Raw genomic sequence first — 26,857 nt, forward strand, 5'->3', positions numbered from 1 at the left:
GCCCCTGGGGGCGCTTGGGCCGTAAGAACGCAGGGGGCGAAACGCCCAAGCGCCCCGGCGGCCGCCACGTGGGGGCCTCTTCCCCAAGGACATCCGCCCCGGGGCTTTCGGCGTAGGCTTGGGGCATGGAGTTCGGCGTGCCCAGAGAACGGTCGGGCGGGGAGATCCCGGAAAGGCGGGTGCCCCTCACGCCCCAGGGGGTGCGGGAGCTCGTCGCCTCGGGGCACCGGGTCTACGTGGAGCGGGGCGCGGGGGAAGGGGCGGGCTTTCCCGACGAGGCCTACGAGGAAGCGGGGGCCAGGCTCGTGGGCCGGGAGGAGGCCTTCGGCCGCCCCCAGGTGGTGCTCAAGGTGGCCCGCCCCACCCTCGAGGAGGTGGGGCTCATGCGCAAAAACGCCGTTCTCATGGCCTTCCTCCACCTGGCGGTGGCGGAAAGCCCCCTCGTGGAGGCCATGGCCCAAAAGGGCCTCACCGCCATCGGCTACGAGCTGGTGGGCGAGGAGGGCCGCCGCCCCGTCCTGAAGGCCATGAGCGAGATCGCCGGGCGCATGGCCCCCCAGCTCGCCGGGCGGCTCCTCGAGGCCCCCCAGGGCCCGGGCATCCTCCTCTCCGGCCTGGTGGGCATCCCCCCGGCGGACGTGGTCGTCCTGGGGGCGGGGGTCCTGGGCCGGGCGGCGGCGCGGGCCTTTCTGGGCGCGGGGGCCTCGGTCCACCTCCTGGACCGGGCCCTTCCCCCGCTGGAGGAGGCCGCCCGGGAGGCCCCGGGGGCCATCACCGCCCTCGTCACCCAGGACCGCCTGGAGCGGTACGTGGCCTTCGCCGACGTCCTGGTGGGGGCGGTGGCCGTCCCTGGGGAGCGCACCCCCCTTCTCCTCACCCGCGGCCTCCTCGCCCGCATGCGCCCCGGAAGCGTCCTCCTGGACTTCTCCATAGACCAGGGGGGCGTCTCGGAAACCAGCCGCCCTGGGGTCTACCAGGAGATGGGCGTCACCCACTTCTGCCTCCCCAACGTCCCCGCCCTCGTCCCCCGCACCGCAAGCCACGCCCTCACCCTCACCCTCCTCCCCTACCTGCTCCGGATCCAGGAAGACCCCCTGGCCCTTCCCGGGCTCCGCCAGGGGGCCTACCTCCTCTTCGGCGAGAAAGGAGGCCACCTAGAATGAGCTACCGCAAGAAGCTCACCTCCCCCGAGGACGCCGTGGGCCTGATCCGCTCGGGGATGCGGGTCTTCGTCTCCGGCAACGCCGCCACCCCCACGCCCCTCCTCAAGGCCCTCGCCGCCCGCAAGGACGAGCTGGAAAACGTGGAGCTCGTCCACCTCCTGCAGATGGGGGAAGACCCCTTCGCCTCTTTGGAGATGGAGGGGCACTTCCGAAGGCGCTCCCTCTTCGTGGGCCCCGCCGACCGGGAGGCGGTGAACCAGGGCCGGGCCGACTACGTGCCCGTCATGCTCCACCAGGTGCCCTGGCTCTTCAAGCGGGGCATCCTCCCCTTGGACGCCGCCATCGTCCAGGTCTCCCCGCCCGACGAGCACGGCTTCTGCTCCTTGGGGGTGGAGGTGATCGCCACGAAGGCCGCGGTGGAGGCCGCCCCCATCGTCATCGCCATGGTGAACCCCAGAATGCCGAGGACCCTGGGGGACACCTTCGTCCACGTCTCCCGCTTCACCGCCATCGTGGAGGTGGACTGGCCCCTGCCCGAGCTCAAGCGGGAGGGGTTTGGCGAGGTGGAGCGGAGGATCGGGGAGCACGTGGCGGGCCTCATTGAGGACGGGGCCACCCTGCAGATGGGCATCGGGGCCATCCCCGACGCGGTCTTGGCGAGCCTGGAGGGCCGGAGGGACCTCGGGGTCCACACGGAGATGATCTCGGACGGGGTCCTCGAGGCCTGGGAAAAGGGCCTCATCACCGGGGCGAAAAAGTCCCTCCACCCCGGGAAGATCGTGGGCACCTTCGTCCTGGGCTCGGAGAGGCTCTACCGCTTCGTCCACGACAACCCCCTCTTTGAGCTCCACCCCGCCGACTACGTGAACGACCCCTTCGTCATCGCCCAAAACCGCAAGATGGTGGCCATCAACTCGGCCATTGAGGTGGACCTCACGGGCCAGGTGGTGGCGGACTCCATCGGCACCCGGATCTACTCCGGCTTCGGCGGCCAGCTGGACTTCATCCGGGGGGCGGCGCGGAGCGAGGGGGGGAAGCCCATCATCGCCCTGCCCTCCACCGCCAAGGGCCAAAGCCGCATCGTCCCCTTCCTCAAGCCGGGCGCGGGGGTGGTCACCACCCGGGCCGACGTGCACTACGTGGTCACCGAGTGGGGCGTGGCCGAGCTCTTCGGCCGCTCCCTAAGGGAAAGGGCCAAAGCCCTCATCGCCATCGCCCACCCGGACTTCCGCGAGGCCCTCCTCCAGGGCGCCTGGGAGCGGGGCCTCCTCCCCCGGGGCTACCCCGGCGTGGACCTGAAGGGGCTGGAGGAAAAGCGCGGGAGGCCGTAATCCCACCCCATGCTGGCCCAAGCCAGCATGGGGGCCCCGGCAAAAGGTCCCTGGGAAGCCTCCCTGGGCCAGTCGGACGAAGGAACCCGGAAGGGTATAAAGTGGTCCCGTGACCGACACCCACGCCCACCTGGACTTCCTGGAACCGGAGGAGCTCGCCGAGGCCGCCGCCCACCTCCCAAAGCTTCGGGCCGTGCTCACCCTGGGGGTGGACCCGGGCCGCTGGGAGAAGACCCTAAGCCTGGCCCAGGGAAACGTCTACGCCGCAGTGGGCCTCCACCCCACGAGCGCCCACCTCCTCTCCCCCGAGGTGGAGGAGGCCCTCCGCCACTACGCCCGAAGCGAGCGGGTGCGGGCCATCGGGGAGACGGGGCTGGACTACTACTGGACCCCGGAGACCAGGGCCGCCCAGCTCAAGGCCCTGGACTTCCAGGCGGCTTTGGCGGAGGCCCTCGGCCTTCCCCTGGTCCTCCACGTGCGGAGCAAGGACGGCAAGGCCGAGGAGGACCTCGCCGCCTGGCTCCTCCTCCACCGGCCCAAGCGGGCCGTGCTCCACGCCTTCTCCGGCCACCCCGCCCTGGAAGCGGCGGGCCTGGAGGTGGGGGCCTACTTCAGCTTCGCCGGGCCCCTCACCTACAGGAAAAACGCCGCCCTGCGCGAGGCCGCGGCCCGGCTCCCCGAGGACAGGCTTCTGGTGGAGACCGACACCCCCTTCCTTCCCCCGGAGCCCTTCCGGGGCAAGCGGAACCGCCCCCACTACGTGCGCTTTACCCTGGAGAAACTCGCGGAAGCGCGGGGCCTTCCCTTCGCCGAGGCGGAGGCCCTCACCGACCGGAACGCCCGGGTATGCTTTGGCTGGCCATGAGGCGTTTCCTCGTTCTGCTCTGGCTCCTCTCCCTGGCCCTGGCGGCGCCCCGCCTCGTGGTGGAGCCCGAGGACGGGGTCAAGCCCCTCCTGGACCTCATCGCCTCCGCCCGGGAGGAGATCCTGGTCAAGATGTACCTCTGGACCCCAAGCCGCATGGACGTGGTGGAGGCCCTGGGGGAGGCGGCGAGGCGAGGGGTGCGGGTGCGGGTCCTCCTGGAGCGGGAGCCCTCGGGGGGGCGGGTGGACCTCGAGGTCTTCCAGGCCCTTAAAGCGCGGGGGGTGGAGGTCAGGCTCACCACGCCCTTCCGCTTCGTCTTCGTGCACGAAAAAAGCCTGGTGGTGGACCGCAAGCGGGCCTGGGTGGGCACCATGAACCTCACGGGAAGCTCCTTCGCCGCCAACCGCGAGTACGCCCTCATCCTGGACGACCCCGCGCAGGTGGCCGAGATCGCCAAGGTCTTTGAGGCCGACTGGGAAGGGGAAAGGCTGGACCTCTCCCAAGCCCTGCTCGTCTGGGCGCCAAGCCGCGTCCTGGGCGGGGTGAAGGAGGGGAACGCCCGGGAAACCCTCCTCGCCCTCATCCGGGGGGCCCAAAGGGAGCTTTTCCTGGAGCACCAGGCCATGGCCGACCCCGAGGTGGAGGCCGCCCTGAAGGAGGCCCTGGGCCGGGGGGTGCGGGTGCGCCTTCTGGGGAGCCCTAAGGAGCCCGGGGACACCTACTTCCTCGCGGGGGCCCTGAGGCTCAAGGAGGCGGGGGCCCTGGTGCGCTTCCTCCCCGACCCCTACGTCCACGCCAAGGTCCTGGTGCGGGACGGCGAAGAGGCCCTTTTGGGAAGCCTCAACCTGAGCGCCAACTCCATCCAGGCCAACCGGGAGCTTGCCGTGCGCTTCACCGCCCGGGAGGCCCCCGAGGCCTTTAGAAGGCTCCTTTTCGTGATGGAGGGGGACTGGGAAAAGGCCCTTCCGGAAAACCCCTTCGCCCTCCCCCCGGTGGAGGGGGTAATCCCCTGGCAGGAGGCCCCCCGGTACTTCGGCCGCGTGGCCACGGTGGAGGGGGTGATCCAGGCGGTGGAGGACCGGGGCACGGTGGCCTTCCTCAAGTTCGGCCCGGGGGAAAGCGACCTCCGGCTGGTGGCTTTCCCGAGAAGCTACGGCCTCTTCGCCCAGCCTTTCCCCCAGAGTTACCTGGGCAAGAAGGTGCGGGCCAGGGGGCGGATCGTCCTCTACGCCGGCTACTACGAGATCGTCCTGGAAGGCCCGGAGAACCTGGAGGTGCTGGATGGAGGCCCTTAAGGCCCTGGGCTACGAGGTGAGCCCCATAGAGGGGGGCGTCTACGGGGAAAAGCGGCGGGGCGGGGTGGTCTACCAGGTCTTCTACGCGGAAAAGGGCGACCTCCGCCTGAGGCGCAAGCGCTTCCTCAAGGAGGAGGCGAGGCCCCTCGCCCTCGCCGGGGTGGCGGGGCAGTGGGCCGCCCGGTGGGAGGTGGAGGAGAACTTCTTCGCCGTGGCGGGCCCCGAGGAGCTCCCCCATTTGGTCCTCGCCTTTGAGCGGCTTGACCCTCCGGGGGAAAACCCCTAAACTTAGGCCCAACATGCGCCCTCGCCTTGGCAACAACGACCGCTAAGGGGGGCAAGGCCTGGCCCCCCCGGCTCTCCTTGGCCGGGGGGGCCAAGGCTTAAGAAGGGGGCACGCCATGCGGGTACTGGTACGGGACCTCAAAGCGCACGTCGGCCAAGAGGTGGAGCTTCTGGGCTTTCTCCACTGGCGCAGGGACCTGGGGAGGATCCAGTTCCTCCTCCTCAGGGACCGAAGCGGCGTCGTCCAGGTGGTCACCGGGGGGCTCAAGCTCCCCTTACCCGAGTCCGCCCTAAGGGTGCGGGGCCTGGTGGTGGAAAACGCCAAGGCCCCGGGGGGCCTCGAGGTCCAGGCCAAGGAGGTGGAGGTCCTCTCCCCGGCCCTCGAGCCCACCCCGGTGGAGATCCCCAAAGAGGAGTGGCGGGCGAACCCCGACACCCTCCTGGAGTACCGCTACGTCACCCTAAGGGGGGAGAAGGCCCGCGCCCCCCTCAAGGTCCAGGCCGCCCTGGTGCGGGGCTTCCGCCGCTACTTGGACCGGCAGGACTTCACGGAAATCTTCACCCCCAAGGTGGTGCGGGCCGGGGCCGAAGGGGGAAGCGGGCTTTTCGGGGTGGACTACTTTGAAAAAAGGGCCTACCTCGCCCAGTCCCCCCAGCTTTACAAGCAGATCATGGTGGGGGTCTTTGAACGGGTCTACGAGGTGGCCCCGGTGTGGCGCATGGAGGAGCACCACACGAGCCGCCACCTGAACGAGTACCTCTCCCTGGACGTGGAGATGGGCTTCATCGCGGACGAGGAGGACCTGATGCGGCTGGAGGAAGCCCTCCTCGCCGAGATGCTGGAGGAGGCCCTGAACACGGCCGGGGACGAGATCCGCCTCCTGGGGGCCACGTGGCCCTCCTTCCCCCAGGACATCCCCCGCCTCACCCACGCCGAGGCCAAAAGGATCCTCAAAGAGGAGCTCGGCTACCCCGTGGGCCAGGACCTCTCCGAGGAGGCGGAACGCCTCCTCGGAGAGTACGCCAAGGAACGCTGGGGCTCGGACTGGCTCTTCGTCACCCGCTACCCCCGTTCCGTCCGCCCCTTCTACACCTACCCCGAGGAGGACGGCACCACGAGGAGCTTTGACCTCCTCTTCCGCGGCCTGGAGATCACCTCGGGGGGCCAGCGCATCCACCGCTACGAGGAGCTCTTGGAAAGCCTAAAGGCCAAGGGCATGGACCCCGAGGCCTTCCATGGGTACCTGGAGGTCTTCAAGTACGGCATGCCCCCCCACGGGGGCTTCGCCATCGGGGCCGAGCGCCTCACCCAGAAGCTTTTGGGCCTCCCCAACGTGCGCTACGCCCGCGCCTTCCCCCGGGACCGGCACCGGCTCACGCCCTAAAGCAAAGCGCCCCGGGCTTCCCGGGGCGCGCCCCTTTTACCCCATGCTGGCTTGCGCCAGCATGGGGGTCCCAGCAAAGGGTTCTCAAGGGGGCCGGGCGAAGGAAACAAGGCATCAGCCCTAGAAGCGGTCCATGAGGATCGCCCGCTTGACCTCTTCTATGAGCTGGGTCACGGGGATGTCCCGGGGGCAGGCCTCGGTGCAGTTGTAGGCGGTGCGGCACCGCCAGACCCCGCCCCCCGAGCCCAGAACCTGGAAACGCTCCCTCTTGCCCCGGTCGCGGGAGTCAAAGATAAAGCGGTGGGCCTGGACGATGGCGGCGGGACCGATGTAGGTGCCGTTCACCCAGAAGACGGGGCAGCTCGTGGTGCAGCTTGCGCAGAGGATGCACTTGGTGCCCTGGTCAAACCGCTCCCTTTCCTCGGGGGACTGGAGCCTCTCCCGCTGGGGCGGGGGCTCGTCGTTGATGAGGTAGGGCTTCACCGCCCGGTAGGCGGCGAAGAAGGGCTCCATGTCCACGATGAGGTCCTTCTCCACCGGGAGGCCCCGGATGGGCTCCACGGTGATCACGTTCCCCAGATCCCGGACCAGGGTCTTGCAGGCCAGGCGGTTCCTGCCGTTGATGAGCATGGCGTCGGACCCGCAGATGCCGTGGCCGCAGCTCCTTCGGAAGGCTAAGGAGCCGTCCTGGTACCACTTGACCTTGTGCAGGAGGTCCAGGACCCGGTCCCAGGGCTCGGCCTCCACCTGGTAGGTCTCCCAGCGGGGCTTCTTGTCCTTGGCGGGGTCAAAGCGGAGGACCTTCAGCGTGACCTGCATGCCTCCCTCCTAGTAGGTCCGGGGCTTGGGCTCAAAGCGGCCCAGGACCACGGGCTTGTAGCGGAAGCAAACCTTGCCGTCTTCCACCTTGTAGGCCAGGGTGTGCTTGAGCCAGTTCTCGTCGTCCCGCTCGGGGTAGTCCTCCCGGGCGTGGGCCCCGCGGGACTCGGTGCGGTTTAGGGCGGAGTGGACCAGGGCCTCGGAGACCTCGAGGAGGTAACCGAGCTCCAAAGCCTCCACGAGCTCGGTGTTGTAGGCGTCCCCCTTGTCGTCAATGGAGATCCGCTTGTACCGGTCCATGAGCTCCTTGAGGATCTCCACCTGCTTTTTAAGAAGCTCCCCGGTGCGGAAGACGGAGGCGTTGTCCATCATGGACTGCTGCAGCTCGGCCCTAAGGGCCGCCACCTTCTCCTTACCGGTGGAGTTCTTGATGCGCTCAATGCGCTCCCGGCTCTCCCCGAGGTGCTCCTCGGTGAGCTCGTGGTAGTCGGCGTCCCGGGCGAAGCGGGCGGCGTGGATCCCGGCCCGGCGTCCGAAGACCACGAGGTCCCCCAAGGAGTTCGTCCCCAGGCGGTTCGCCCCGTGGAGGCTCACGCAGGCGGCCTCCCCGGCGGCGTAGAGCCCGGGGACCACGGTGTTCTTCTCGTCCTTGATCACCTGGCCCCAGAGGGTGGTGGGGATCCCCCCCATGGCGTAGTGGGCCGTGGGCATCACCGGCACGGGCTCCTTCAGGGGGTCCACCCCCAGGTAGATGCGGCTGAACTCGGTGATGTCCGGGAGCTTCTTCTCAATGATCTCGGGGGGCAGGTGGGTGAGGTCCAGGAGGACGTGGTCCTTCTTGGGGCCGCAACCCCGCCCCTCCCGCACCTCCAGGTACATGGCCCGGGAGACGAGGTCCCTTGGGGCAAGGTCCTTGATGGTGGGGGCGTAGCGCTCCATGAACCGCTCCCCGAGGGCGTTCCGGAGGATCCCCCCCTCGCCCCGGGCCCCCTCGGTGAGGAGGATGCCCAGGGGGTAAAGGCCCGTGGGGTGGAACTGGTAGAACTCCATGTCCTCGAGGGGAAGCCCCTTGCGGTAGAGGATGGCCTGCAGGTCCCCGGTGAGGGTGTAGGCGTTGGAGGTCACCTTGTAGATCCGCCCGAACCCCCCGGAGGCGATGACGATGGCCTTGGCCTCAAAGAGGTGGAGCTCCCCGGTGGCGAGCTCCAGGGCCACCAGGCCCTTGGCCACCCCGTCCTCAATGATGACGTCGGTGACGTGGAACTCGTTGTAGAAGGTGATGTTGTGCTTGACGCACTGCTGGTAGAGGGTCTGGAGGATCATGTGCCCGGTGCGGTCGGCGGCGTGGGCCGCCCGGTGCACCGGGGCCTTGCCCCACTCCTTGGTGTGCCCCCCGAAGCGGCGCTGGGCGATCTTGCCGTTCGGGAGCCGGTCAAAGGGGAGGCCCATGTGCTCCAGCTCAATCACCGCCTCAATCACTTCCTTGGCGAAGACCTCGGCGGCGTCCTGGTCCGTGAGGTAGTCCCCCCCCTTGACCGTGTCAAACATGTGCCATTCCCAGTGGTCCTCCTCCACGTTGCCGAGGGCGGCCCCTATCCCCCCCTGGGCCGCCCCGGTGTGGCTCCGCGTGGGGTAGAGCTTGGAGACCACCGCCACGTCCGCGCCTTCCTTGGCCGCGTAGAGGGCGGCCGTGAGGCCCGCCCCGCCCGCACCCACCACGATGACCTCGTGCCTGTGCGCCATACTAGTTCACCCCGAAGTCGTGGTTAAAGAGGGAAAGGCTCCCCAGGAAGAAGAGAAAGGCCAAAAGGCTGTAGACCACCACCTTGGTCCAGAAGCGCTTCATGGGATCCCGCACCCAGTCGTCCAGCACGTAGCGCAGCCCGTTCCCCCCGTGGAGGAGCGCCAGGGCCAGGATCAGCCAGTCGTAGACCTTCCAGGTGGTCTGGGAAAGTCTCTTGGCCACGTAGTCGTAGTCAATGGAGTTGAGGTCCACGAGGACGGCGTTCATCCACATGTGGCCGATGAGCAAGAAGACGAGCACCACCCCGGAGACGCGCATGAAGACCCACCAGTAGAGCTCCAGGTTGGTGCTGGCCTCGAGCCGGGCCTCCTGGTACCTTTTGGACTTAATCGCCATGGCTCCCTCCGAGGATCCCGCCCCCGATCTTGACGAGGAAGGGCAGGTAGAAGACCACGAAAAGGACCCAGGCCGCGTACCAAAGCTGCTTCTGGTAGCGCACGCCCCAGGAAGTGAAGTCCATGAGGATGATGCGGAGGCCGTTGAACCCGTGGTACAGCACCCCGGCGATCAGGACGAGGAGGCCGAGCTGGAACACGGGTTGGTGGTAGAACTTCATGAAGGCGTTGGACACCTCGGGCCCCCACATGGCGCTGGCGATGTTGAGGACGTGAAGGACGAGGAAGACCAGGATCCCGATCCCCGAGATGCGGTGCAGGTAGAACGCCCACTGCCCTTCGCTTCCCCTGTACATGCTTCCCTCCAGCCGGAGGCCATCATATCACTTTTTCCTCATCCCCCTCGGTATCCTCCGGCACACCCGCCCCCCTGTTACAGGAGGGGGGTATAAAGCGCTGATCCCATGGGAAGAAACGCCCACCGCCCCTTCCCCAGGCGCCCCCGGGCAAACCCCCCGCAAAGCCCCCCACGCCCCACGCGGGCTTTCCCGCTCTCCGACGGGGTCTTGACAGGGGGGGGAGGGGGGGGCATAATGGGGGGCGTGCCGTAGGGGGGATACCCCGGGGGGCACGGAAAGGAGGTGGTCTTGGTGGAACTCTTCGGCTTCGGTCCTCACCTGATGGTGGACGGCTACGAGGCGAACCCCGATCGCCTGCGGGACGCGGAGCTCATCCGCCGGGTTCTCAACGAGCTCCCTGAGGAGATGGAGATGACCAAGGTCCTTCCCCCCTTCGTCTACAGCTACGGGCCCGGGGGCGAGGACGGGGTGACCGGCGTGGTCATCATCGCCGAAAGCCACATCGCCATCCACACCTTCCCCAAGAAGCGCTTCCTTTCCGTGGACATCTTCTCCTGCAAGGCCTTTGACATGGCGAAGGCCCTGAAGAAGCTCGCCGAGGTCTTTGAGATCCGGCGCTACGAGACCTACATGATCAACCGGGGCAAGGAGTTCCCCAAGGACCCCGAGCTCGCCCGCCAGATCGTCCTGGGCGAGCGGGAGTACCTGGAAGCCCGGGTGGGCTGAAGCCGCCCTCCTCTGGTCCCGGGAGCCCCCCGGGGCCTTTCATGTTTCCTTCATGCGCCTTCCCTAGCTTGAGGAGTGGAGGCGTCTATGATGCGGAACGTTCTGGCCCTTCTCGCGGTGCTTTGGAGCCTAGCGCTGGCGCAGCAGTACCGGGGTCTGGCCCTGGGCACCGCCTACCCCGAGATCGGGGTCCAGCCCGGGGAGAGCGTGAGCCTCACCCTCACCCTGAAAAGCTACGGCCTCCCCCCCGGGGTGGTGCGCCTCTCCGTGCCCGAGGTCCCGGCGGGGTGGCAGGCGGTGCTCACCGGGGGCGGCCGCCTGGTGCGGGCCGTCTACCTGAACCCCGACCAGGAAGCAAGCCTCACCCTCCGCCTCCAGCCGCCCAAGGAGGTCAAGGAGGGCACCTACCGCTTCCTCGTCCGCGCCGAGGGCCTCGGCCAGACGGCGAGCCTGCCCATCACCCTCATGGTGGGGCAGGGGCTCCCCAAACGGCTTTCCCTCGAGGCGGAGCTCCCCGTCCTCAAAGGCCCCCCCACGAGCTCCTTCCGCTACCGGGTGACCCTTAGGAACGAGTCCGACCAGGATCTCCTGGTTTCCCTGGAGTACCAGGCGCCCCAGGGCTTCCAGGTGACCTTCACCCCCGCTTTCTCCAGCCAGCAGGTGACGAGCCTCCCCGTCAAGGCCGGGGAGAGCCGGGACCTGGACGTGGAGGTCTCCCTGCCCGAGGACACGCCCGCCGGGGCCTACGGGGTGACCCTCCGAGCGGTGGCGGGGGATGCCCGGGCGGACTTGGCCCTGACCCTCGAGGTCACCGGCCGCCCCGAGGTGCGCCTCAGCACCAAGGAGGGGCGGCTTTCCGGCTCGGTCACCGCCGGGCGGGAAAACGCCGTGAAGCTCGTGGTGAAGAACGAGGGGAGCGCCCCCGCCAAGAACCTCTCCTTCAGCGCCTTTGAGCCCTCGGGCTGGGAGGTGAAGTTTGAGCCGGAGAGGCTGGAGGTCCTGGAGCCGGGGAAGGAGGCGGAGGTCACCGCCCGCATCAAGCCCTCCTCCAAGGCGGTGGCGGGGGACTACATGGTGACCCTTAGGGTCTCCGGGGACGAGGGGGTGAGCGAGAGCCTGGACTACCGGGCCACCGTGGTCACCTCCACCCTCTGGGGCCTCGTGGGCGTGGCCCTCGTGGCGGTGGCCGTCCTCGTTTTGGGCTTCGCCGTGAACCGCTTCGGCCGGAGGTAGGATGACGGTCATCCAGACCCATGGCCTCACCAAGCGGTACGGCCGGGTGGTGGCCGTGGAGGACCTGAACCTCTCGGTGCGGGAGGGAGAGGTCTACGGCCTTTTGGGCCCCAACGGCTCCGGCAAGACCACCACCATCCTCATGCTTCTCGGGCTCACCGAGCCCACCTCGGGGGAGGCCCGGGTCCTGGGGTTTGACCCCATGCGGGAGCCCCTCAAGGTCAAGTCCCGGGTGGGCTACCTGCCCGACCAGGTGGGGTTCTACGGGGAGCTTTCCGCCTGGGAGAACCTGCGCTACACCACGAGGCTCCTGGGCCTTCCCGACAAGGAGGCGGAGGCCCGGATTGAGGAGGTCCTAAAGCGCATGGGGCTCTGGGAGGTCAGGGACCGGAAGGTCGCCGCCTTCAGCCGGGGGATGCGCCAGCGCCTGGGCCTCGCCGAGGTCCTCCTCAAAAGGCCCAAGGTGGCCATCCTGGACGAGCCCACCCTGGGCCTGGACCCCGAGGCCGCCCGGGAGTTCCTGGACCTCATCAAGGGCCTCAAGGCGGAGGGGATCACCGTCCTCCTCTCCAGCCACCTCCTCCACCAGGTGCAGGAGGTCTGCGACCGGGTGGGCCTCTTCCACAAGGGGCGGCTCGCCCTCGAGGGCACGGTGGCCGAGCTCGCCCACCGGGTCCTGGGGGGGCAGTACGAGATCCTCCTGGAGGGCGCCCCCGGCCTGGAGGGGGCCCTCGAGGCCGTGGAGGGCGTGAGCCGGGTGGAGGCCGAAGGGGGCCGCTACCGGGTCCTCGCCACCCGGGACCTCCGCCCCGAGCTCGCCCGGCTCGTGGTGGAACGGGGCCCCCTCTACGCCCTGAGCCTGCGCCAGCCCAGCCTGGACGAGATCTACGCCCACTACTTCAAGGAGGTGGCCCATGCGGCGTGAAGGCTCGCCTTGGACCGGGCTATGGGCCGTCTTCTTCAAGGAGATGGCCGACCACCTCACCGGCCTCAGGATGCGGATCCTGGAGGTCCTCATCCTCCTCTCCGCCCTGGGGGCCCTCTACACGGGAAGCCAGGCCCTGCGCCAGACGGTGGGGGAGGACCCCTTCCTCTACCTCAAGCTCCTCACCACGGCCCAGGACCCCCTGCCCTCCTTCGTGGGCTTCCTCTCCTTCTTCATCCCCCTGGCCGCCATCGCCTTGGCCTTTGACGCGGTGAACGGGGAGTACGCCCGGGGGACGCTCTCCCGGGTCCTCTCCCAGCCCATCTACCGGGACGCCCTCCTCTTCGGCAAGTTCCTGGCGGGCCTCGGCACCCTGGCCCTCCTCCTCTTCGCCCTCTTCCTCATGGTGGTGGGCCTGGGCCTCCTCAGGCTGGGGGTGCCGCCGGGAAGCGAGGAGGTGGGGCGGGCCTTCTTCTTCCTCCTCGCCACCTTGGGCTACGCCGGGGTCTGGCTCGCCCTGGGCCTCCTCTTCTCCGTCCTCTTCCGCCAGCCCGCCACCGCCGCCCTGGCCGCCTTAGGGGTCTGGCTCTTCTTCGCCGTCTTCTACCCCATCCTCACCGACCTCGCGGCCACGGCCCTCCTCCTCCGGGCCGACCCCTTTGACCCGGAGAGCCAGCTCAGGCAGGCCCAGCTCGCCCTCTGGATCTCCCGCCTCTCCCCCAACACCCTCTACGCCGAGGCCCTCACCGCCCTCCTCAACCCGGCGGTCCGCTCCTTGGGCCCCATCCTCATCACCCAGCTGGAGGGCGCCGTCCTGGGCACGCCCCTTCCCCTCTCCCAGAGCGTCCTCCTGGTCTGGCCCCAGATCACGGGGCTCCTCGCCCTCACCCTCCTCCTCTTCACCGGGGCCTACGTGGCCTTCCAGCGGCAGGAAGTGCGGGCGTGAGGCCGTGGCGTGTCCCCTACCCCTCCAGCCACTCCGTGGCGTAGCCGCTCGTCTTGGGGATGATGCAGAGGAACTCCACCGGCTCCTCCCCCTCGTTCACGTAGGCGTGGGGGGTGCCGGCGGGGATGAAGACCGCCTGCCCCGCCGCCACCTCCCGCACCTCGTCCCCCAAGGTCACCTTCATCCGCCCGGAGAGGACGTACTGCTCGTGCTCCAGGGTGGGGTGGCGGTGCTTGGGGATGCGCCCCCCGGGCAGGAGGGTGAACTTGCGGAGGATGAAGTGGGGGGCCCCGTCCTCCGGACCGATGAGCACCTGGATGAAGGCCTTCTCCCCCCGCTCCACGGGGCGGGCCTCCACGCTTGCGGCCTGCTTCACCACGGGCTTCATCCCGCCCATTCTAGCAGGATGGCCTCCACGTCCTCGTCGGTCACCTCGCCGAAGTCCAGGTAGTAGGCCCCCACGGCGGCGAAGTCCTGGGGGACGGAAAGGGCCACCACCTCCGCCCGGGCCTTAAGCCGCTCCACCGCCTCCGGGCTCGCCACGGGCACGGCCACCACCACGCGCCTCGGCCCCTCCTGGAAGACCACGGAGAGGGCCGCCTCCATGCTCGCCCCCGTGGCCACCCCGTCGTCCACCAGCACCACGTCCCGACCCTTGCGGGCCGCCTTGGGCCGCACCCTCCGGTAACGCTCCGCCCGCTTACGGAGGACGTCCCGTTGCCGGGCCGCCTCCCGCTCCAGGTAGCTTTGGTCGGCGTACCGCAGGGCGTAGGGCATGAGGACGAGCTCCCCTCCCTCCCCCACGGCCCCCAGGGCGAACTCCGGGTTTCCCGGGGCGCCCACCTTGCGCACCAGGACCACGTCCAGCTCCCCGCCCAGGCGCCTCGCCACCTCGTCGGCCACCACCACCCCGCCCCGGGGCAGGCCCAGGACCACGGGCGCCTCGAGGCCCAAGGGGGCCAAGGCCTCGGCGAGGAGCGCCCCGGCGTGCCTGCGGTCGCGAAAGCGCATACCCCCATGGTACACCCGGGAGGTCTTGAACCCGGTACAAAGCCTCTGGTAGCCTAAAGGCAAAGGAGGCAAGAGATGGACCAGGTGCGCGAGAAACCGTGGCTGGCCCACTACGACCCCGGCGTTCCGCCGGAGATCCAGGTCCCCGACATTCCCCTCTGGCGGTTCCTGGAGGAAAGCGCCCGCCGCTTCCCCCAAAACGTCGCCCTGGAGTTTCTGGGGAAGACCCTCAGCTACCAGGAGCTATGGGGCCTCGCCCGCCGCTTCGCCCAGGGGCTTAAGGACCTGGGGGTGCGGCCCGGGGACCGGGTGGCCATCATGCTCCCCAACTCTCCCCAGTTCGTCATCGCCTTCTACGGCACCCTCCTCGCCGGGGGCGTGGGGGTGAACGTCAACCCCCTCTACACGCCCAGGGAACTCCGCCACCAGCTTGCGGATGCGGGGGCGGAGACCCTGGTGATCCTGGACCACCTCCTCCCCCGCTACCTGGAGGTGGAAAAGGAGGTCCCGGTGAAGCGGGTGGTGGTCACGGGGATCAAGGACTTCCTCCCCTTCCCCAAGAACCTCCTCTACCCCCTGAAGGCCAAGCGGGACGGCCTTCCCCTGGGCTTCCCCAAGCGGGAGGGCTTCCACGCCTTCGCCGAACTCCTCAAGCGCCCCCCCGCCGAGCCCCACGTCCCCGACCCCGAGGACCTCGCCCTCCTCCAGTACACCGGGGGCACCACGGGCCTCTCCAAGGGGGCGATGCTCACCCACAGAAACCTCGTGGCCAACGTCCTCCAGATTGACGCCTGGGACCCCACCTCCAAGGACCTCGTGGGCAAGGGGGTCATGCTCGGGGCCCTGCCCTTCTTCCACGTCTACGGGATGACCGTGGCCATGAACTACGGCCTCTTCTCGGGCTACAAGATCGTCCTCCTCCCCAGGCCCGAGATCAAGGCCATCGTGGAGGCCATTGAAAAACACCAGGTCACCCACTTCCCCGGCGTCCCCACCCTCTACGTGGCCTTCAACAACTTCCCCGGCATAGAAAGGCGGGACCTCAAGAGCGTCCGGGCCTGCATCTCCGGCTCGGCGCCCCTCCCTTTGGAGGTGGCCGAGCGCTTTGAGAGGCTCACCGGGGCCAAGCTGGTGGAGGGCTACGGCCTCACGGAGGCGAGCCCCGTGACCCACTGCAACCCCCTTTACGGCGAAAGGCGCCTGGGGAGCGTGGGCCTCCCCTTCCCCGGCGTGGACGCCAAGGTGGTGGACGAGGAAGGAAAGGAACTCCCCCCAGGCGAGGTGGGCGAACTCGCCGTCAAAGGCCCCAACGTCATGAAAGGCTACTGGAACCGCCCCGAAGAAACCCAAAAAACCCTCAAAGACGGCTGGCTCTTCACCGGCGACCTCGCCAAAATGGACGAAGACGGCTACTTCTACATCGTGGACCGCAAAAAAGACATGATCATCGCCGGCGGCTACAACATCTACCCCAGGGAAGTGGAAGAAGTCCTCTACCAGCACGAGGCCGTCCAGGAAGCCGCCGTGGTGGGCGTCCCAGACCCCTACCGCGGGGAAACCGTGGCCGCCTTCCTCGTCCTCAAACCCGAGTACCAAGGCAAGGTCTCGGAAAAGGACATAGAGCGCTTCTGCCGCCAAAACCTCGCCGCCTACAAGGTCCCCCGCATCATCCAGTTCCGCGAAAGCCTCCCCAAGTCCAGCGTGGGGAAGATCCTGAGGAGGGAGCTTAGGGAGGAGTTCGCCAAAAAGCAGGGCTAGGCCCGAAGGAAAAGCGCCCCGGGGAAGCCCCCGGGACGCTTCCCGCGCCAGGGCTTAACGCTTGGAGTACTGGGGCGCGCGGCGGGCCTTGTGCTTGCCGTACTTCTTCCGCTCCACCACGCGGGCGTCCCGGGTGAGGAAGCCCAGAGGCTTGAGCTTCGCCCGGTAGTCGGGGTTGTACTGGACGAGGGCGCGGGCGATGCCCAGCTTGATGGCGTCAATCTGGCCGCTCTTCCCCCCGCCCCGCACGGTGATGTAGGCGTCAAAGTGGCCCAGGGCGTCCACCGCCCGCAAAGGCTCCAGGGCGGCCACCGCGCGCACCAGGCCCTGGAAGTACTCGTTGAAGTCCTGGCCGTTCACGGTGACCTTGCCGTTGCCGGGCCTGAGGAAGACCCTGGCCACCGCCTCCTTGCGCCTTCCGGTGCCGTAATACTGCTCCATCGCTAGACCTCCAGCTTCTCCGGCCTCTGGGCCTGGTGGGGATGGTCCGGGCCGGCGTAGACCTTGAGCCGCTTGAAGAGCCTGCGGCCCAAAGGCCCCTTGGGCAGCATCCCCTTCACCGCGTGCTCCAGCACCCGCTCGGGGTGGGTGGCCAGCATCTTCTCCAAGGGGATCTTCTTAAGCCCCCCAGGGTAGCCGCTGTAACGGGTGTAGATCTTCTGCTCCAGCTTCTTCCCGGTGACGCGGATCTTGTCGGCGTTGACCACCACCACGAAGTCCCCCATGGCCACGTTGGGGGTCCAGTCGGGGCGGTGCTTGCCCCGAAGGAGGGTGGCGATCTTCGTGGCAAGCCGCCCCAAGGTCTTGCCCTCCGCGTCAATGAGAACCCAGCGGGGTTCCACTTGTTTCGGCACGTACGTCTTCACCAGGGCCCTCCTTTGTTCTTGACGGGGGATCGGGGGACCCCGCAAGAACGCCAAAGAGGACTTTACCACATCCCCCTGGCCCCGCGCCAGATGTGGTAGGCTGAAGACCCGTGAACGGGAGCGCCGACGCGGGTCCCAGGCCCAGAAAGTACGTCTTTATCACGGGCGGCGTGGTTTCCAGCCTAGGCAAGGGGATCCTCACCTCCTCCCTCGGGGCCCTCCTCCGGGCCCGGGGGTACCGGGTGACGGCCATCAAGATAGACCCCTACGTCAACGTGGACGCGGGGACGATGCGCCCCTACGAACACGGGGAGGTCTTCGTCACCGCAGACGGGGCCGAAACCGACCTGGACATCGGCCACTACGAGCGCTTCTTGGACATGGACCTCTCCCGGGGGAACAACCTCACCACGGGGCAGGTCTACCTCTCGGTGATCCAGAAGGAGCGCCGGGGAGAGTACCTCTCCCAGACGGTCCAGGTCATCCCCCACATCACCGACGAGATCAAGGAGCGGATCCGCAAGGTGGCCGAGGAGCAGAAGGCGGAGATCGTGGTGGTGGAGGTGGGGGGAACGGTGGGGGACATTGAGAGCCTCCCCTTCCTCGAGGCCATCCGCCAGTTCCGCTTTGACGAGGGGGAGGGGAACACCCTCTACCTGCACCTCACCCTGGTCCCCTACCTGGAGACCAGCGAGGAGTTCAAGACCAAGCCCACCCAGCACTCCGTGGCCACCCTGCGGGGCGTGGGGATCCAGCCCGACATCCTGGTCCTCCGCTCCGCCCGGCCCGTGCCCGAGGAGGTGCGGAGGAAGGTCGCCCTCTTCACCAACGTCCGCCCGGGCCACGTCTTCTCCAGCCCCACCGTGGAGCACCTCTACGAGGTCCCCCTGCTCCTGGAGGAGCAGGGCCTGGGCCGTGCGGTGGAGCGGGCCTTGGGCCTCGAGGCGGTGATCCCCAACCTCTCCTTCTGGCAGGAGGCGGTCCGGGTCCTCAAGCACCCCGAGCGCACCGTCAAGATCGCCATCGCCGGGAAGTACGTGAAGATGCCGGACGCCTACCTCTCCCTCCTGGAGGCCTTGCGCCACGCGGGGATCAAGAACCGGGCCCGGGTGGAGGTGAAGTGGGTGGACGCGGAAAGCCTCGAGGCGGCGGACCTGGACGAGGCCTTCCGGGACGTCTCCGGCATCCTGGTCCCGGGGGGGTTTGGCGTGCGGGGCATTGAGGGCAAGGTGCGGGCGGCCCAGTACGCCAGGGAGCGGAAAATCCCTTACCTCGGGATCTGCCTCGGCCTCCAGATCGCCGTGATTGAGTTTGCCCGCAACGTGGCGGGCCTCAAGGGGGCGAACTCCACCGAGTTTGACCCCCACACCCCCCACCCGGTGATTGACCTCATGCCCGAGCAGCTGGAGGTGGAGGGCCTAGGGGGGACCATGCGCCTTGGGGACTGGCCCATGCGCATCAAGCCCGGCACCCTCCTCCACCGCCTTTACGGCAAGGAGGAGGTGCTGGAGCGCCACCGCCACCGCTACGAGGTGAACCCCCTCTACGTGGATGGGCTGGAGCGGGCGGGCCTCGTGGTTTCCGCCACCACCCCGGGGATGCGGGGCCGGGGGGCGGGGCTCGTGGAGGCCATTGAGCTCAAGGACCACCCCTTCTTCCTCGGCCTCCAGAGCCACCCCGAGTTCAAGAGCCGCCCCATGCGCCCTTCCCCGCCCTTCGTGGGCTTCGTGGAGGCGGCGCTGGCCTACCAGGAAAGGGCCTAGAGCAGGGTCTGGGCGAACTGGCGGGCCACCCGGCCGGAGAAGCCCCGCTCCAGGGCGAAGCGCAGGGCCCTCCCCTCCTCCTCGGGGGTCAGGGACCGCCCCAGGTGGTGGGCCACGGCCTTCAGGTAGAGGGCCTTGTCCAGGGGCGGGAAGGTGAGGACGAGGCCGAAGCGCTCGGAAAGGGCCAGGGTGTCCTGGAGGGCGTCCCAGGCCTCGGGGGCCTCCCCGGGCAAGGGGTTTTCCCCGAGGCGGCGCACCAGGTGGCGGCGGTTGGAGGTGGCGAGGAGGAGGACGTTCTCGGGGGGGCCCTCGAGGCTCCCCTCCAGGAGGGCCTTGAGGTGGTGGAAGGCCTCGTCCTCGGGGTCCAAGGAGAGGTCGTCCAAAAAGAGCAGGTAGCGGTGGGGCAAGGAGGCGAGCTGCTCCAAAAGCGCTCCCAGGCGGGGCAAGGCCCCCTTTTCCACCTCCACCATGCGGGCCCCGGGCAGGTGGAGGAGGCTCTTGGCGGCGGTGCTCTTCCCCGTGCCCCGGGCCCCGTAGAGGAGGGTGTGGAGGGCGGGCTTGCCGGAGAGGAAGCGCCGGGCGTTGGCCTCGAGGGCCTCCCGCTGGGCCTCGTAGCCCACGAGCTCGTCCCGCCGGGGCAGGCGCAGGGCGCGCAGGGGGTGGACCTCCCCGTCAAAGCGGAAGGCCCGGTAGAGGGCGAAGGGCCAGGGCCCGTGGGCCCGCAAGGCCTCCACCACGCCCTCGGGGTCCCGGCGAAGAAGCGCCTGGAGAAGGGCTTCCTCCGCGGGGTGGGGGGGCCTCAGCCCCAAGGCGCCCAAGGGCCAGGTCCGGCGCCTGGCCTCCAGCTCCCGGTGAAGCCTGTCCAGATCCCAGCGGATGAGGTCCAGAAGGCCCGGCGTGGGCTTTAAGGCCCGGAAGGCCCAGGGGGCCCGGAGAAGGGCCTGGGCGAAGGCGTACCCCCAGGGCTCCCCTTCGGGCAGGTCCAGCGGCAAAAGGGCCTCGGGGTTCTCGGGCACCCGCACCATGCCGCCCATGATACCCCCCGATAAGGAAACCCCCCGGTTTCCCGGGGGGCGCGTTGGTGGGCCGCACAGGACTCGAACCTGTAACCCACCGATTAAGAGTCGGTTGCTCTACCAGTTGAGCTAGCGGCCCAAACGCCAAAGAAAAGTCTAGCCCCTCCCCTTGAAGTTGTCAAGGCGAAGGCCCCGCTTTGGGAAAGTTTTCCCGAGGTGGCTTGACCGGGCCGGGCACAGCCTGTATAATCCCAGGAACAACGTGCATTCTTTTACCCCCACCCACCCCCAAGCAAAAGGAGCCCGAAGATGAGCTGGAAGGACGCCTACCCGGACATCCCCCTAGGTCGGGACGCCTGCGGCATCATCGCCATGGCGGAAAAGAGCGGCAAGCCCTCCCACCGCGTGGTGCGGAGGACCCTGGAGAGCCTCTACCGCATGGCCCACCGCGCGGGGGCCATCCGGGGCGAGGGGGACGGCACGGGAATCCAAACCGACATCCCCCGGGAGCTATGGGCGCTCTTCCTGGAACAGGCGGGCCTGGACCCGGGCCTGGCCCATAACCCCCGCTTCTTCGTGGGCCACTTCTTCGTGCCCAAGAAGGAGGCGGGCAGGCTCCAGGAGTTTGAGGACCTCCTGCGGCGGGAAGGGCAACGGCTCGGCGTCCGCCCCGTCCTCTTCCGACGGGGAGAGGTGGTGAGCGAGGTCCTCGGCCCCGTGGGGCGGCGCACGGAGCCCCTCTTCCTCCAGGTGGCGGGGCTCTCCCCGGACGGGGACGCCCCCCTGTGGGAGCTGGGCCTGAGGCTCGAGGCCAGCTTCCCCGTGCACGTGGTCTCCCTGTCCACCCACAGCGTGGTCTACAAGGTGCGGGGGGCGGCGGAGCTTCTCAAGCGCTACTACCCCGAGCTCTCCCGCCCCGAGTTCAAAAGCCGCATCGCCTTGGGCCACAACCGCTACTCCACCAACACCCTCTCCACCTTTGAGCAGGTCCAACCCTTCGGCCTCATCGGCCACAACGGCGAGATCAACACCATTGAGCGCCTGAGGCGGGAGATGGACTTCCTGGGCATCCCCCGGACCGGGGGCTCGGACTCCCAGGACCTGAACCGCATGCTGGAGGGGCTCATCTACCGCTACGGCCTCACCCTCCCCGAGGCCATGGACCTGGTCTTCCCCCCCGTCTTGGGGGAGATCAAGGCCCTGCCCGAGGACCTTCAGGACCTTTACATGGCCCTGCGCCAGCGCTTCGGACCCTTGGCCCAGGGCCCCGCGGCCATCGTGAGCCGCCACGGGGACGAGGCGGTCTTCGCCACCGACGCCATGGGCCTACGGCCCCTCTGGCAGTTTGAAACCCCCTACGAGCTCGTTTTCTCCTCCGAGCGCGGGGTCTTCAGCGCCGAGGAGTTCGTCTCCGAGCCCAAGCCCCTGGCCCCCGGGGAGAAGGTCTACCTCCGCCTCACCCCCGAAGGGGCCAAGGTGCTCCCCTTTGACCGCCACCAGCGGCAGGTCCTGGAGAGGGTCGCCGCCCGCACGCCCGTGGAGGGGTACCGGGTCCACCTGACGGGCCCCCTCCGCCAGGCCCCGCCCCCTTTGGCGGGGGGAAGCGGGGTGGAGGTGGAGGAGAAGCCCGCCCCGCCCCCCCTGGGCCTGGAGCGGGCCTTCGGCTGGGACCGCTGGGACCAGGCCTACCTCGAGGCCCTGGCCAAGACGGGGAACGAGCCCATCGGCTCCCTGGGCTACGACGGGCCCCTCGCCGCCCTCAATCCGGAAAAGCCCAACCTCTCCGAGTTCTTCAAGGAGACGGTGGCGGTGGTGACCAACCCCGCCATTGACCGGGAGCGGGAGGTGGAGCACTTCTCCACCCGCACCCTCCTGGGCCGCCGCCCCCTGCCCGACGGGCGGGGCGGAGGGAGGGTGGAGGAGCTCCTCCTCCCCATCGTCCTGGAGGAGGACCAGGCCCTGGCGGAGGCCTTCGGCACCCTGACCCTCTCCGAGGTGCGGGCCCGCTTTAGGACCAAGACCCTCGTCCCCCAGTTCACCGTGGAGGAAGGGCTTTTGGCCGGGCTAAAGCGCCTGGAGGAGGAAGCGGTGAAGGCCGTGGAGGAAGGGGCCGAGGTCCTCATCCTCTCCGACCGGGAGGCCTTCCAGGGAGGCGTGTGGATTGACGTGGGCCTCGCCGTGGCCGCGGTGAACCGGGCCCTCATGAAGCGGGACGCCGAGGGGGTGGCCCTGAGGCGGCGCACCTCGCTCCTCGTCCACTCCGGGGGCGTGCGGAACCTCCACGACGTGGCCTTCCTCCTGGGCCTCGGCGCCGAGGCCGTGGCCCCCTGGCTCATGGAGGAGAAGGCCCGGGCCCTGGAGGGGAGGAAGGGGCTCGCCGGGGTCCTCGAGGCCCTGAAGAAGGGGCTGGAGAAGGTCATCTCCACCATGGGGATCCACGAGCTAAGGGGCTACGGCCGGATCTTCAGCGCCATCGGCCTCAAGCCCGAGCTCGCCGAGTACTTCGGCACCCGCAACTTCCTGGGCTCGGAGAAGGCGGGGTACGGCTTTTTGGAGCTGGAGCGGACCCTCTTGGAGCGGGAGGGGTTCCTCCGGGCGGAAAAGGTCATGCCCGCCAAGGACTTCCGCTTCAACCCCAGGATCTACAAGGCGGCCCAGGAGGTGGCCTCGGGGAAGGCCCCCTACGCCCACTTCCAGGAGAAAGTGCGCGCCTTAGAGCGGGAAAACCCCGTGGCGGCCAGGCAGCTATTGGAGGTGCGCTTCCCCGAAAGGAGCGACGTGGCCCCGGAGGAGGTGGACCTCTCCGTGGGGGCCCACTCCCTGCCCTTCGTCATCAGCGCCATGAGCTTTGGCTCCCAGGGGGAGGCCTCCTTCCGCGCCTACGCCGAAGCCGCCAAGCGCCTCAACATGCTCTGCATCAACGGGGAGGGCGGGGAGATCCCCGACATGCTGGGCAAGTACACCCCCTGGCGGGGCCAGCAGGTGGCCTCGGGCCGCTTCGGGGTCCACGCCTACATGCTGAACTCGGCGAGCGTCATTGAGATCAAGATCGGCCAGGGGGCGAAGCCCGGGGAAGGGGGGCACCTCCCCGGCAAGAAGGTCTCCCCCAAGGTGGCGGCCGCCCGGAACGCCGTCCCCGGGGTGGACCTCATCAGCCCCTCCAACAACCACGACCTCTACTCCATTGAGGACCTGGCCCAGCTCATTGAGGAGCTGAAGACGGTGAACCCCAAGGCCCTCGTCTCGGTGAAGGTGCCCGTGATCCCGGGCATCGGCACCATCGCCGTGGGCATCGCCAAGGCGGGGGCGGACGTCATCACCCTCTCCGGGTTTGAGGGGGGGACGGGGGCGGCCAGGCTCCACGCCCTGAAGTACGCGGGGCTTCCCGTGGAGCTCGGCGTGCGCCGGGTCCACCGCGCCCTGGTGCGGGCGGGGCTTAGGGACAAGGTGGAGATCTGGGCGGACGGGGGCCTCAAGACCGCCTACGACGTGCTGCGCATGGTCCTCCTGGGGGCCGACCGGGTGGGCATGGCCACCATGGCCATGGTGGCCATCGGCTGCACCATCTGCCGCGGTTGCCAGCTGGACACCTGCCACGTGGGCATCACCACCCAGATTGAGACGGTGGAGGAGGCCATGGCCCACGGCCTCAAGCGCTTCGTCCCCCAGGACCTGGACCGGGCGGTGGAACAGCTCACCCGCTTCTTCGGGGCCATGGGGGAGGCCTTGAGGGAACTCGTGGCCGCCCTGGGGGCCCGCTCCTTGCAGGAGCTTCGCGGCCGCTCGGACCTCCTCTACCAGAGGGACCACCTGGAGGAGCTGGACCTCAGCTACTTCTTCGCCCCCGTGGAAGAGCCCGAGTGGCTTAAGGACACCTCCGCCCACGTCCTCAGGAAGCCCCTAAACCAGCTCACCCGCACCATCACCGAGGTGGTCATGGCCGCCTACGCCGAGGGCAGCAAGCGCCTCGTCTTCCAGGAAGGCCCCGTGGACTCCACCGACCGGGCGCTTGGGGCCCACCTCGCCGGGGAGATCGCGAGGCGGCGCCTCTACGGCAAAGGGTTTGACGCGGAGGTGGAGCTCCGCTTTGACGCGGGGAGCGTCGCCGGCAATGGCCTTGCCGCCTTCAACGTGGAGGGGATGAAGGTGGTGGTGGAAGGCGGGGCCCAGGACGGGGTGGCCAAGAGCGCCTTCGGCGGCACCGTGGCCGTCCTCAAGGGGAAGAACCCCTTCGGCGCCTACGTGGACGGCTCGGTGGGCAAGAGCTTCGCCTACGGGGCCATCGGGGGGCTTCTCATCGTGGAGGGGGTGGCGGACAGCCGCTTCTGCATCCGCCTCTCCGGGGCCGACGTGATCCTGGGCGGGGAGCCCGAGCGCCCCTTGCGGGACGACCTCGGCAACCTCGCCGCCCGGGCCCAGGCCAAGGGCTTCGCCTTTGAGTACATGACGCGGGGACGGGCCCTGGTCCTCGGGGACCCCGGGCCCTGGATCTGCTCGGGCATGACCGGGGGGAGGGTCTACCTGCGCCACTGGCCGGAGATGGGCCTCACGGAGGAGGCCATGAAGCGCCGGCTGGCCAAGGGGGCCAAGGTGGCGGTGAAGCCCCTGGACGCCAGGGGCGTGGAGGACGTGCGGGAGCTCCTTTCCGCCTACATCCGGGTGCTCCGGGAGGCCAAGCGGGAGGAGAAGGCGAAGCGGCTGGAAAAGCTCCTGGAGAACCCGGCGGAGCACTTCCGCATGGTGGAACCCGTGAGCCAGCAGGTGGACCAGGGGGTGAGCACGGAGTAATACCACCCCATGCTGGCTTGCGCCAGCATGGGGGCCCCGGCAAAGGGTTCTCAAGGGGCTCCCTTGGGCTAGCTCACAGCAGGGTGGGGCTTTTGGGGTCCTCACACGAGCTTTTCCTCTACCGCCCAGCGGACCAGCTCGGCCCGGCTCATCAGGCCGGGCTTTTCCATCGCCTCCTTGAGGGGGCCCGCGTCCCCTGCCTGGACGGGAAGGGCCCGGGACAGGTACATTTGTCCCGTGGACCCCGGGGAGCTTCTGGACCTCCTCAAGCGCCGTACGGGCTTCACCGAGGCCCACGCCGCCCTCCTTAGGGAGCTCGGCGAGGTCATGGTCCCCATCGCCCACGAGGTGGCCCTGGCCTTTTACGACTACCTGGGGCGGGACCCGGAGCTCGGCGCCATCCTTCACGCCGAGCCGGGGCGGGTGGAGAGGCTCTACCGGACCTTTGCCCGCTGGTACGGCGAGCTCTTCTCGGGGGTCTACGACCGGGCCTATGCCGAAAGGAGGCGGCGCATCGGCCTGGTGCACGCCCGGCTCGGCATCGGCCCCCGGGCCATGATCCCCGCCATGGGCATCGTGCAGGAGCTCTCCTTGGAGCACATGCGCATGGCCCTCAGGGGACACGAGGTCTACAGCGCCGTGGAGGCCTTTGAGAAGCTCGTGGCCATGGAGGTGGCCCTGATTGAGGAGAGCTACCTCGAGGCCCTCTCCTTAGGCCTTTCCCTGGGGCACCGGGACCTCACCCAAGCCCTCAAGGAGGGGGCCTCGGCCCTCCTCTCCCGGGCCTAGGGCTCCTTGGCCAGGTCGTTGAAGCGCACGTGCTGGGCGTGGAACTGGAGCTCCACGGTCCCCGTGGGGCCGTTGCGCTGCTTGCCCACGATGATCTCGGCGATCCCCGCCTTCTCCGAGTGGGGGTTGTAGTACTCGTCCCGGTAGATGAACATCACCAGGTCGGCGTCCTGTTCAATGGAGCCCGACTCCCTGAGGTCGGAGAGCATGGGGCGCTTGTTGGGCCGCGCCTCCACCGCCCGGGAGAGCTGGCTTAAGGCGATCACCGGCACGCCGAGCTCCCGGGCCAAGGCCTTGAGCCCCCTGGAGATGGCGGCGATCTCCTGCTGCCGGTTCTCCCCCTTCTGCCCCCCTCCGGGCCCCGACATGAGCTGGAGGTAGTCTATGATGATCAGGCCCACGTTGTGCTGGCTCCTGAGCCTCCGGGCCCGGGCGCGGAGTTCCATGAGGGTCAGGTCGGGGGTGTCGTCAATGAAGATGGGGGCCTCGGAAAGCCGGCCCGCCACGTCCACGAGGCGGGAGAAGTCCCGGTCGGAAAGCTGGCCGAGCCGGACCCGGTTCATGTCAATGCGGGCCTCGGAGCACATCATCCGGAGGACGAGCTGGGCCGCGGGCATCTCCAGGGAGTAGATCCCCACCCCCACCCCCTCCTTGAGGGCGGCGTGCTGGGCGATGGTGAGGGCGAAGGCGGTCTTCCCCATGGCGGGGCGGGCGGCGATGATGTTCAGGGAGCCGGGGGCGAGGGTGCCGATGAGCTGGTCCAGCTCCTTGAAGCCCGTGCGCACCCCGGCGGTCTCCCCCTTGTTCTGGAAGAGGGCCTCAATGTGCTCAAAGGTCTCGTGGACGAGCTCCCGCATGGAGCGGGCCTCCACCTCCGTCTGGGCCAGGGCCACCTCCAGGATCCGCTTCCCCGCCTGGTCCAGGATCTCGTCCAGGCTTCCCGCCTCCTCGTAGGCGAGGCGCATGGCCTCCCCGGCCGCCTGGATGAGCCTGCGCAGGGTCCACTTCTCCGCCACGATGCGGGCGTAGTGCTCGGCGTAAGCGGCGGTGGGGGTGGCCTCGGAAAGCTGCATCAGGTAGCTGATCCCCCCCACCCCGTCCAGCTCCCCCCGGCGGGAAAGCTCCTCGGCGAGGGTCACCAGGTCCACGGGGCTGCCCTCGGCCCTCAGGCCCTGCATGGCGGCGTAGATCTTGCGGTGGGCCTCGGCGTAGAAGGCCTCGGGGGTGGGGAGCAGGCCCTCAATCTCGTCCAGGACTTGATAGTCCAGGAGGATCGCCCCCAGGACGCTCTGCTCCGCCTCGAGGCTGTGGGGGGGGATACGGCCTTCCATAAGCCTCCCCAGGTTAAGCCCGCCTCCCCTCCTTCCGCCAGAGGCCTTTCCTTGTGGGAAGGAT

The 26,857-nt window shown here is 68.8% G+C and carries 25 protein-coding genes and 1 tRNA gene; 14 read left to right on the top strand and 12 right to left on the bottom strand.

Annotated features, from left to right (window positions below):
* Window positions 1-125 precede the first annotated feature (125 nt).
* The 6 genes from TTH_RS07325 (at window position 126) to aspS (ending at window position 6,324) form a co-directional block, all read left to right on the top strand.
* Window positions 126-1,163, top strand: coding sequence for an alanine dehydrogenase (locus TTH_RS07325; protein WP_011228688.1), 1,038 nt, complete (start codon window positions 126-128; stop codon window positions 1,161-1,163).
* Window positions 1,160-2,494 carry an acetyl-CoA hydrolase/transferase family protein gene (locus TTH_RS07330; RefSeq protein WP_011228689.1) on the top strand — a complete coding sequence of 445 codons (1,335 nt, stop codon included), beginning with the start codon at window positions 1,160-1,162 and terminating at the stop codon, window positions 2,492-2,494. The genes TTH_RS07325 and TTH_RS07330 overlap by 4 nt, the downstream gene beginning before the upstream one ends.
* Window positions 2,495-2,603: 109 nt before the next feature.
* Entirely contained in the window at window positions 2,604-3,359 is a 756-nt protein-coding gene (locus TTH_RS07335) for a TatD family hydrolase (RefSeq protein WP_011228690.1), read from the top strand.
* Window positions 3,341-4,654, top strand: a complete 1,314-nt coding sequence (locus tag TTH_RS07340) for a phospholipase D-like domain-containing protein (RefSeq protein WP_011228691.1) — start codon at window positions 3,341-3,343, stop codon at window positions 4,652-4,654. The genes TTH_RS07335 and TTH_RS07340 overlap by 19 nt, the downstream gene beginning before the upstream one ends.
* Window positions 4,641-4,940, top strand: coding sequence for a hypothetical protein (locus TTH_RS07345; protein WP_011173502.1), 300 nt, complete (start codon window positions 4,641-4,643; stop codon window positions 4,938-4,940). The genes TTH_RS07340 and TTH_RS07345 overlap by 14 nt, the downstream gene beginning before the upstream one ends.
* Window positions 4,941-5,055: 115 nt before the next feature.
* A complete protein-coding gene (gene aspS / locus TTH_RS07350; RefSeq protein ID WP_011228692.1) occupies window positions 5,056-6,324 on the top strand; it encodes an aspartate--tRNA(Asn) ligase in 1,269 nt (422 codons plus the stop codon).
* A gap of 120 nt (window positions 6,325-6,444) precedes the next feature.
* Here the strand turns inward: aspS and TTH_RS07355 are convergent, their stop codons facing one another.
* From TTH_RS07355 to sdhC, 4 genes are read right to left on the bottom strand one after another with little or no spacing between them, the layout of a single operon-like run.
* A complete protein-coding gene (locus tag TTH_RS07355; RefSeq protein ID WP_011228693.1) occupies window positions 6,445-7,143 on the bottom strand; it encodes a succinate dehydrogenase iron-sulfur subunit in 699 nt (232 codons plus the stop codon).
* Between the two features lie 9 nt (window positions 7,144-7,152).
* A complete protein-coding gene (sdhA, locus tag TTH_RS07360) occupies window positions 7,153-8,886 on the bottom strand; it encodes a succinate dehydrogenase flavoprotein subunit (RefSeq protein WP_011228694.1) in 1,734 nt (577 codons plus the stop codon).
* A 1-nt stretch (window position 8,887) separates the two neighbouring features.
* Window positions 8,888-9,283 carry a succinate dehydrogenase hydrophobic membrane anchor subunit gene (locus tag TTH_RS07365; protein WP_008632977.1) on the bottom strand — a complete coding sequence of 132 codons (396 nt, stop codon included), beginning with the start codon at window positions 9,281-9,283 and terminating at the stop codon, window positions 8,888-8,890.
* Window positions 9,273-9,638, bottom strand: coding sequence for a succinate dehydrogenase, cytochrome b556 subunit (sdhC, locus tag TTH_RS07370; RefSeq protein ID WP_011173507.1), 366 nt, complete (start codon window positions 9,636-9,638; stop codon window positions 9,273-9,275). The genes TTH_RS07365 and sdhC overlap by 11 nt, the downstream gene beginning before the upstream one ends.
* Window positions 9,639-9,932: 294 nt before the next feature.
* Here sdhC and speD point away from each other — a divergent pair, with 294 nt between their 5' ends.
* From speD to TTH_RS07390, 4 genes are all read left to right on the top strand, one after another.
* Window positions 9,933-10,367: an adenosylmethionine decarboxylase gene (speD, locus tag TTH_RS07375; protein WP_014510642.1), complete on the top strand. Its 435-nt coding sequence runs from the start codon at window positions 9,933-9,935 to the stop codon at window positions 10,365-10,367.
* An 87-nt stretch (window positions 10,368-10,454) separates the two neighbouring features.
* A complete protein-coding gene (locus TTH_RS07380) occupies window positions 10,455-11,600 on the top strand; it encodes a COG1470 family protein (RefSeq protein WP_011173509.1) in 1,146 nt (381 codons plus the stop codon).
* Between the two features lies 1 nt (window position 11,601).
* A complete protein-coding gene (locus TTH_RS07385; RefSeq protein WP_011228695.1) occupies window positions 11,602-12,525 on the top strand; it encodes an ABC transporter ATP-binding protein in 924 nt (307 codons plus the stop codon).
* Window positions 12,515-13,471, top strand: a complete 957-nt coding sequence (locus TTH_RS07390) for an ABC transporter permease (protein WP_011228696.1) — start codon at window positions 12,515-12,517, stop codon at window positions 13,469-13,471. Before TTH_RS07385 ends, TTH_RS07390 begins: the two co-directional genes overlap by 11 nt.
* 16 nt (window positions 13,472-13,487) lie before the next feature.
* Here the strand turns inward: TTH_RS07390 and TTH_RS07395 are convergent, their stop codons facing one another.
* Both TTH_RS07395 and TTH_RS07400 read right to left on the bottom strand, forming a co-directional pair.
* Complete coding sequence (locus TTH_RS07395) at window positions 13,488-13,868, bottom strand: cupin domain-containing protein (protein WP_011173512.1); 381 nt, start codon at window positions 13,866-13,868, stop codon at window positions 13,488-13,490.
* Complete coding sequence (locus TTH_RS07400) at window positions 13,856-14,482, bottom strand: phosphoribosyltransferase (protein WP_011228697.1); 627 nt, start codon at window positions 14,480-14,482, stop codon at window positions 13,856-13,858. The genes TTH_RS07395 and TTH_RS07400 overlap by 13 nt, the downstream gene beginning before the upstream one ends.
* Window positions 14,483-14,557: 75 nt before the next feature.
* On the opposite strand from TTH_RS07400, the gene TTH_RS07405 reads away from it, so the two are divergent.
* Window positions 14,558-16,240: a long-chain-fatty-acid--CoA ligase gene (locus TTH_RS07405; RefSeq protein ID WP_011228698.1), complete on the top strand. Its 1,683-nt coding sequence runs from the start codon at window positions 14,558-14,560 to the stop codon at window positions 16,238-16,240.
* Window positions 16,241-16,294: 54 nt separating this feature from the next.
* On the opposite strand, the gene rpsI is transcribed toward TTH_RS07405, so the two are convergent.
* Window positions 16,295-16,681: a 30S ribosomal protein S9 gene (gene rpsI / locus TTH_RS07410; RefSeq protein ID WP_011228699.1), complete on the bottom strand. Its 387-nt coding sequence runs from the start codon at window positions 16,679-16,681 to the stop codon at window positions 16,295-16,297.
* 2 nt (window positions 16,682-16,683) lie between these two features.
* The gene (rplM, locus tag TTH_RS07415) at window positions 16,684-17,106 is read right to left on the bottom strand and encodes a 50S ribosomal protein L13 (RefSeq protein WP_011173515.1); all 423 of its coding nucleotides are present in this window, start codon (window positions 17,104-17,106) and stop codon (window positions 16,684-16,686) included.
* A gap of 110 nt (window positions 17,107-17,216) precedes the next feature.
* On the opposite strand from rplM, the gene TTH_RS07420 reads away from it, so the two are divergent.
* A complete protein-coding gene (locus tag TTH_RS07420) occupies window positions 17,217-18,869 on the top strand; it encodes a CTP synthase (protein WP_011228700.1) in 1,653 nt (550 codons plus the stop codon).
* Here TTH_RS07420 and TTH_RS07425 read toward each other — a convergent pair.
* Window positions 18,866-19,903 (bottom strand): DUF815 domain-containing protein, encoded by a 1,038-nt coding sequence (locus tag TTH_RS07425; protein ID WP_011228701.1) that lies wholly within the window; start codon window positions 19,901-19,903, stop codon window positions 18,866-18,868. The genes TTH_RS07420 and TTH_RS07425 overlap by 4 nt on opposite strands.
* Window positions 19,904-19,948: 45 nt before the next feature.
* Window positions 19,949-20,024 (bottom strand) — tRNA-Lys (locus tag TTH_RS07430).
* Between the two features lie 170 nt (window positions 20,025-20,194).
* Here TTH_RS07430 and TTH_RS07435 point away from each other — a divergent pair.
* Window positions 20,195-24,673, top strand: coding sequence for a glutamate synthase-related protein (locus TTH_RS07435; RefSeq protein ID WP_011228702.1), 4,479 nt, complete (start codon window positions 20,195-20,197; stop codon window positions 24,671-24,673).
* A gap of 101 nt (window positions 24,674-24,774) precedes the next feature.
* On the opposite strand, the gene TTH_RS11710 is transcribed toward TTH_RS07435, so the two are convergent.
* Window positions 24,775-24,903 carry a hypothetical protein gene (locus TTH_RS11710; protein ID WP_259331145.1) on the bottom strand — a complete coding sequence of 43 codons (129 nt, stop codon included), beginning with the start codon at window positions 24,901-24,903 and terminating at the stop codon, window positions 24,775-24,777.
* A 7-nt stretch (window positions 24,904-24,910) separates the two neighbouring features.
* On the opposite strand from TTH_RS11710, the gene TTH_RS07440 reads away from it, so the two are divergent.
* Window positions 24,911-25,462, top strand: a complete 552-nt coding sequence (locus tag TTH_RS07440; RefSeq protein WP_024119613.1) for a protoglobin domain-containing protein — start codon at window positions 24,911-24,913, stop codon at window positions 25,460-25,462.
* On the opposite strand, the gene dnaB is transcribed toward TTH_RS07440, so the two are convergent.
* Window positions 25,459-26,793 carry a replicative DNA helicase gene (dnaB, locus tag TTH_RS07445; protein ID WP_011173520.1) on the bottom strand — a complete coding sequence of 445 codons (1,335 nt, stop codon included), beginning with the start codon at window positions 26,791-26,793 and terminating at the stop codon, window positions 25,459-25,461. The two genes, TTH_RS07440 and dnaB, sit on opposite strands and share 4 nt — an antisense overlap.
* Between the last annotated feature and the right edge of the window lie 64 nt (window positions 26,794-26,857).

Origin of the sequence: Thermus thermophilus HB8 (assembly GCF_000091545.1) — a bacterium.
GTDB lineage: Bacteria > Deinococcota > Deinococci > Deinococcales > Thermaceae > Thermus > Thermus thermophilus.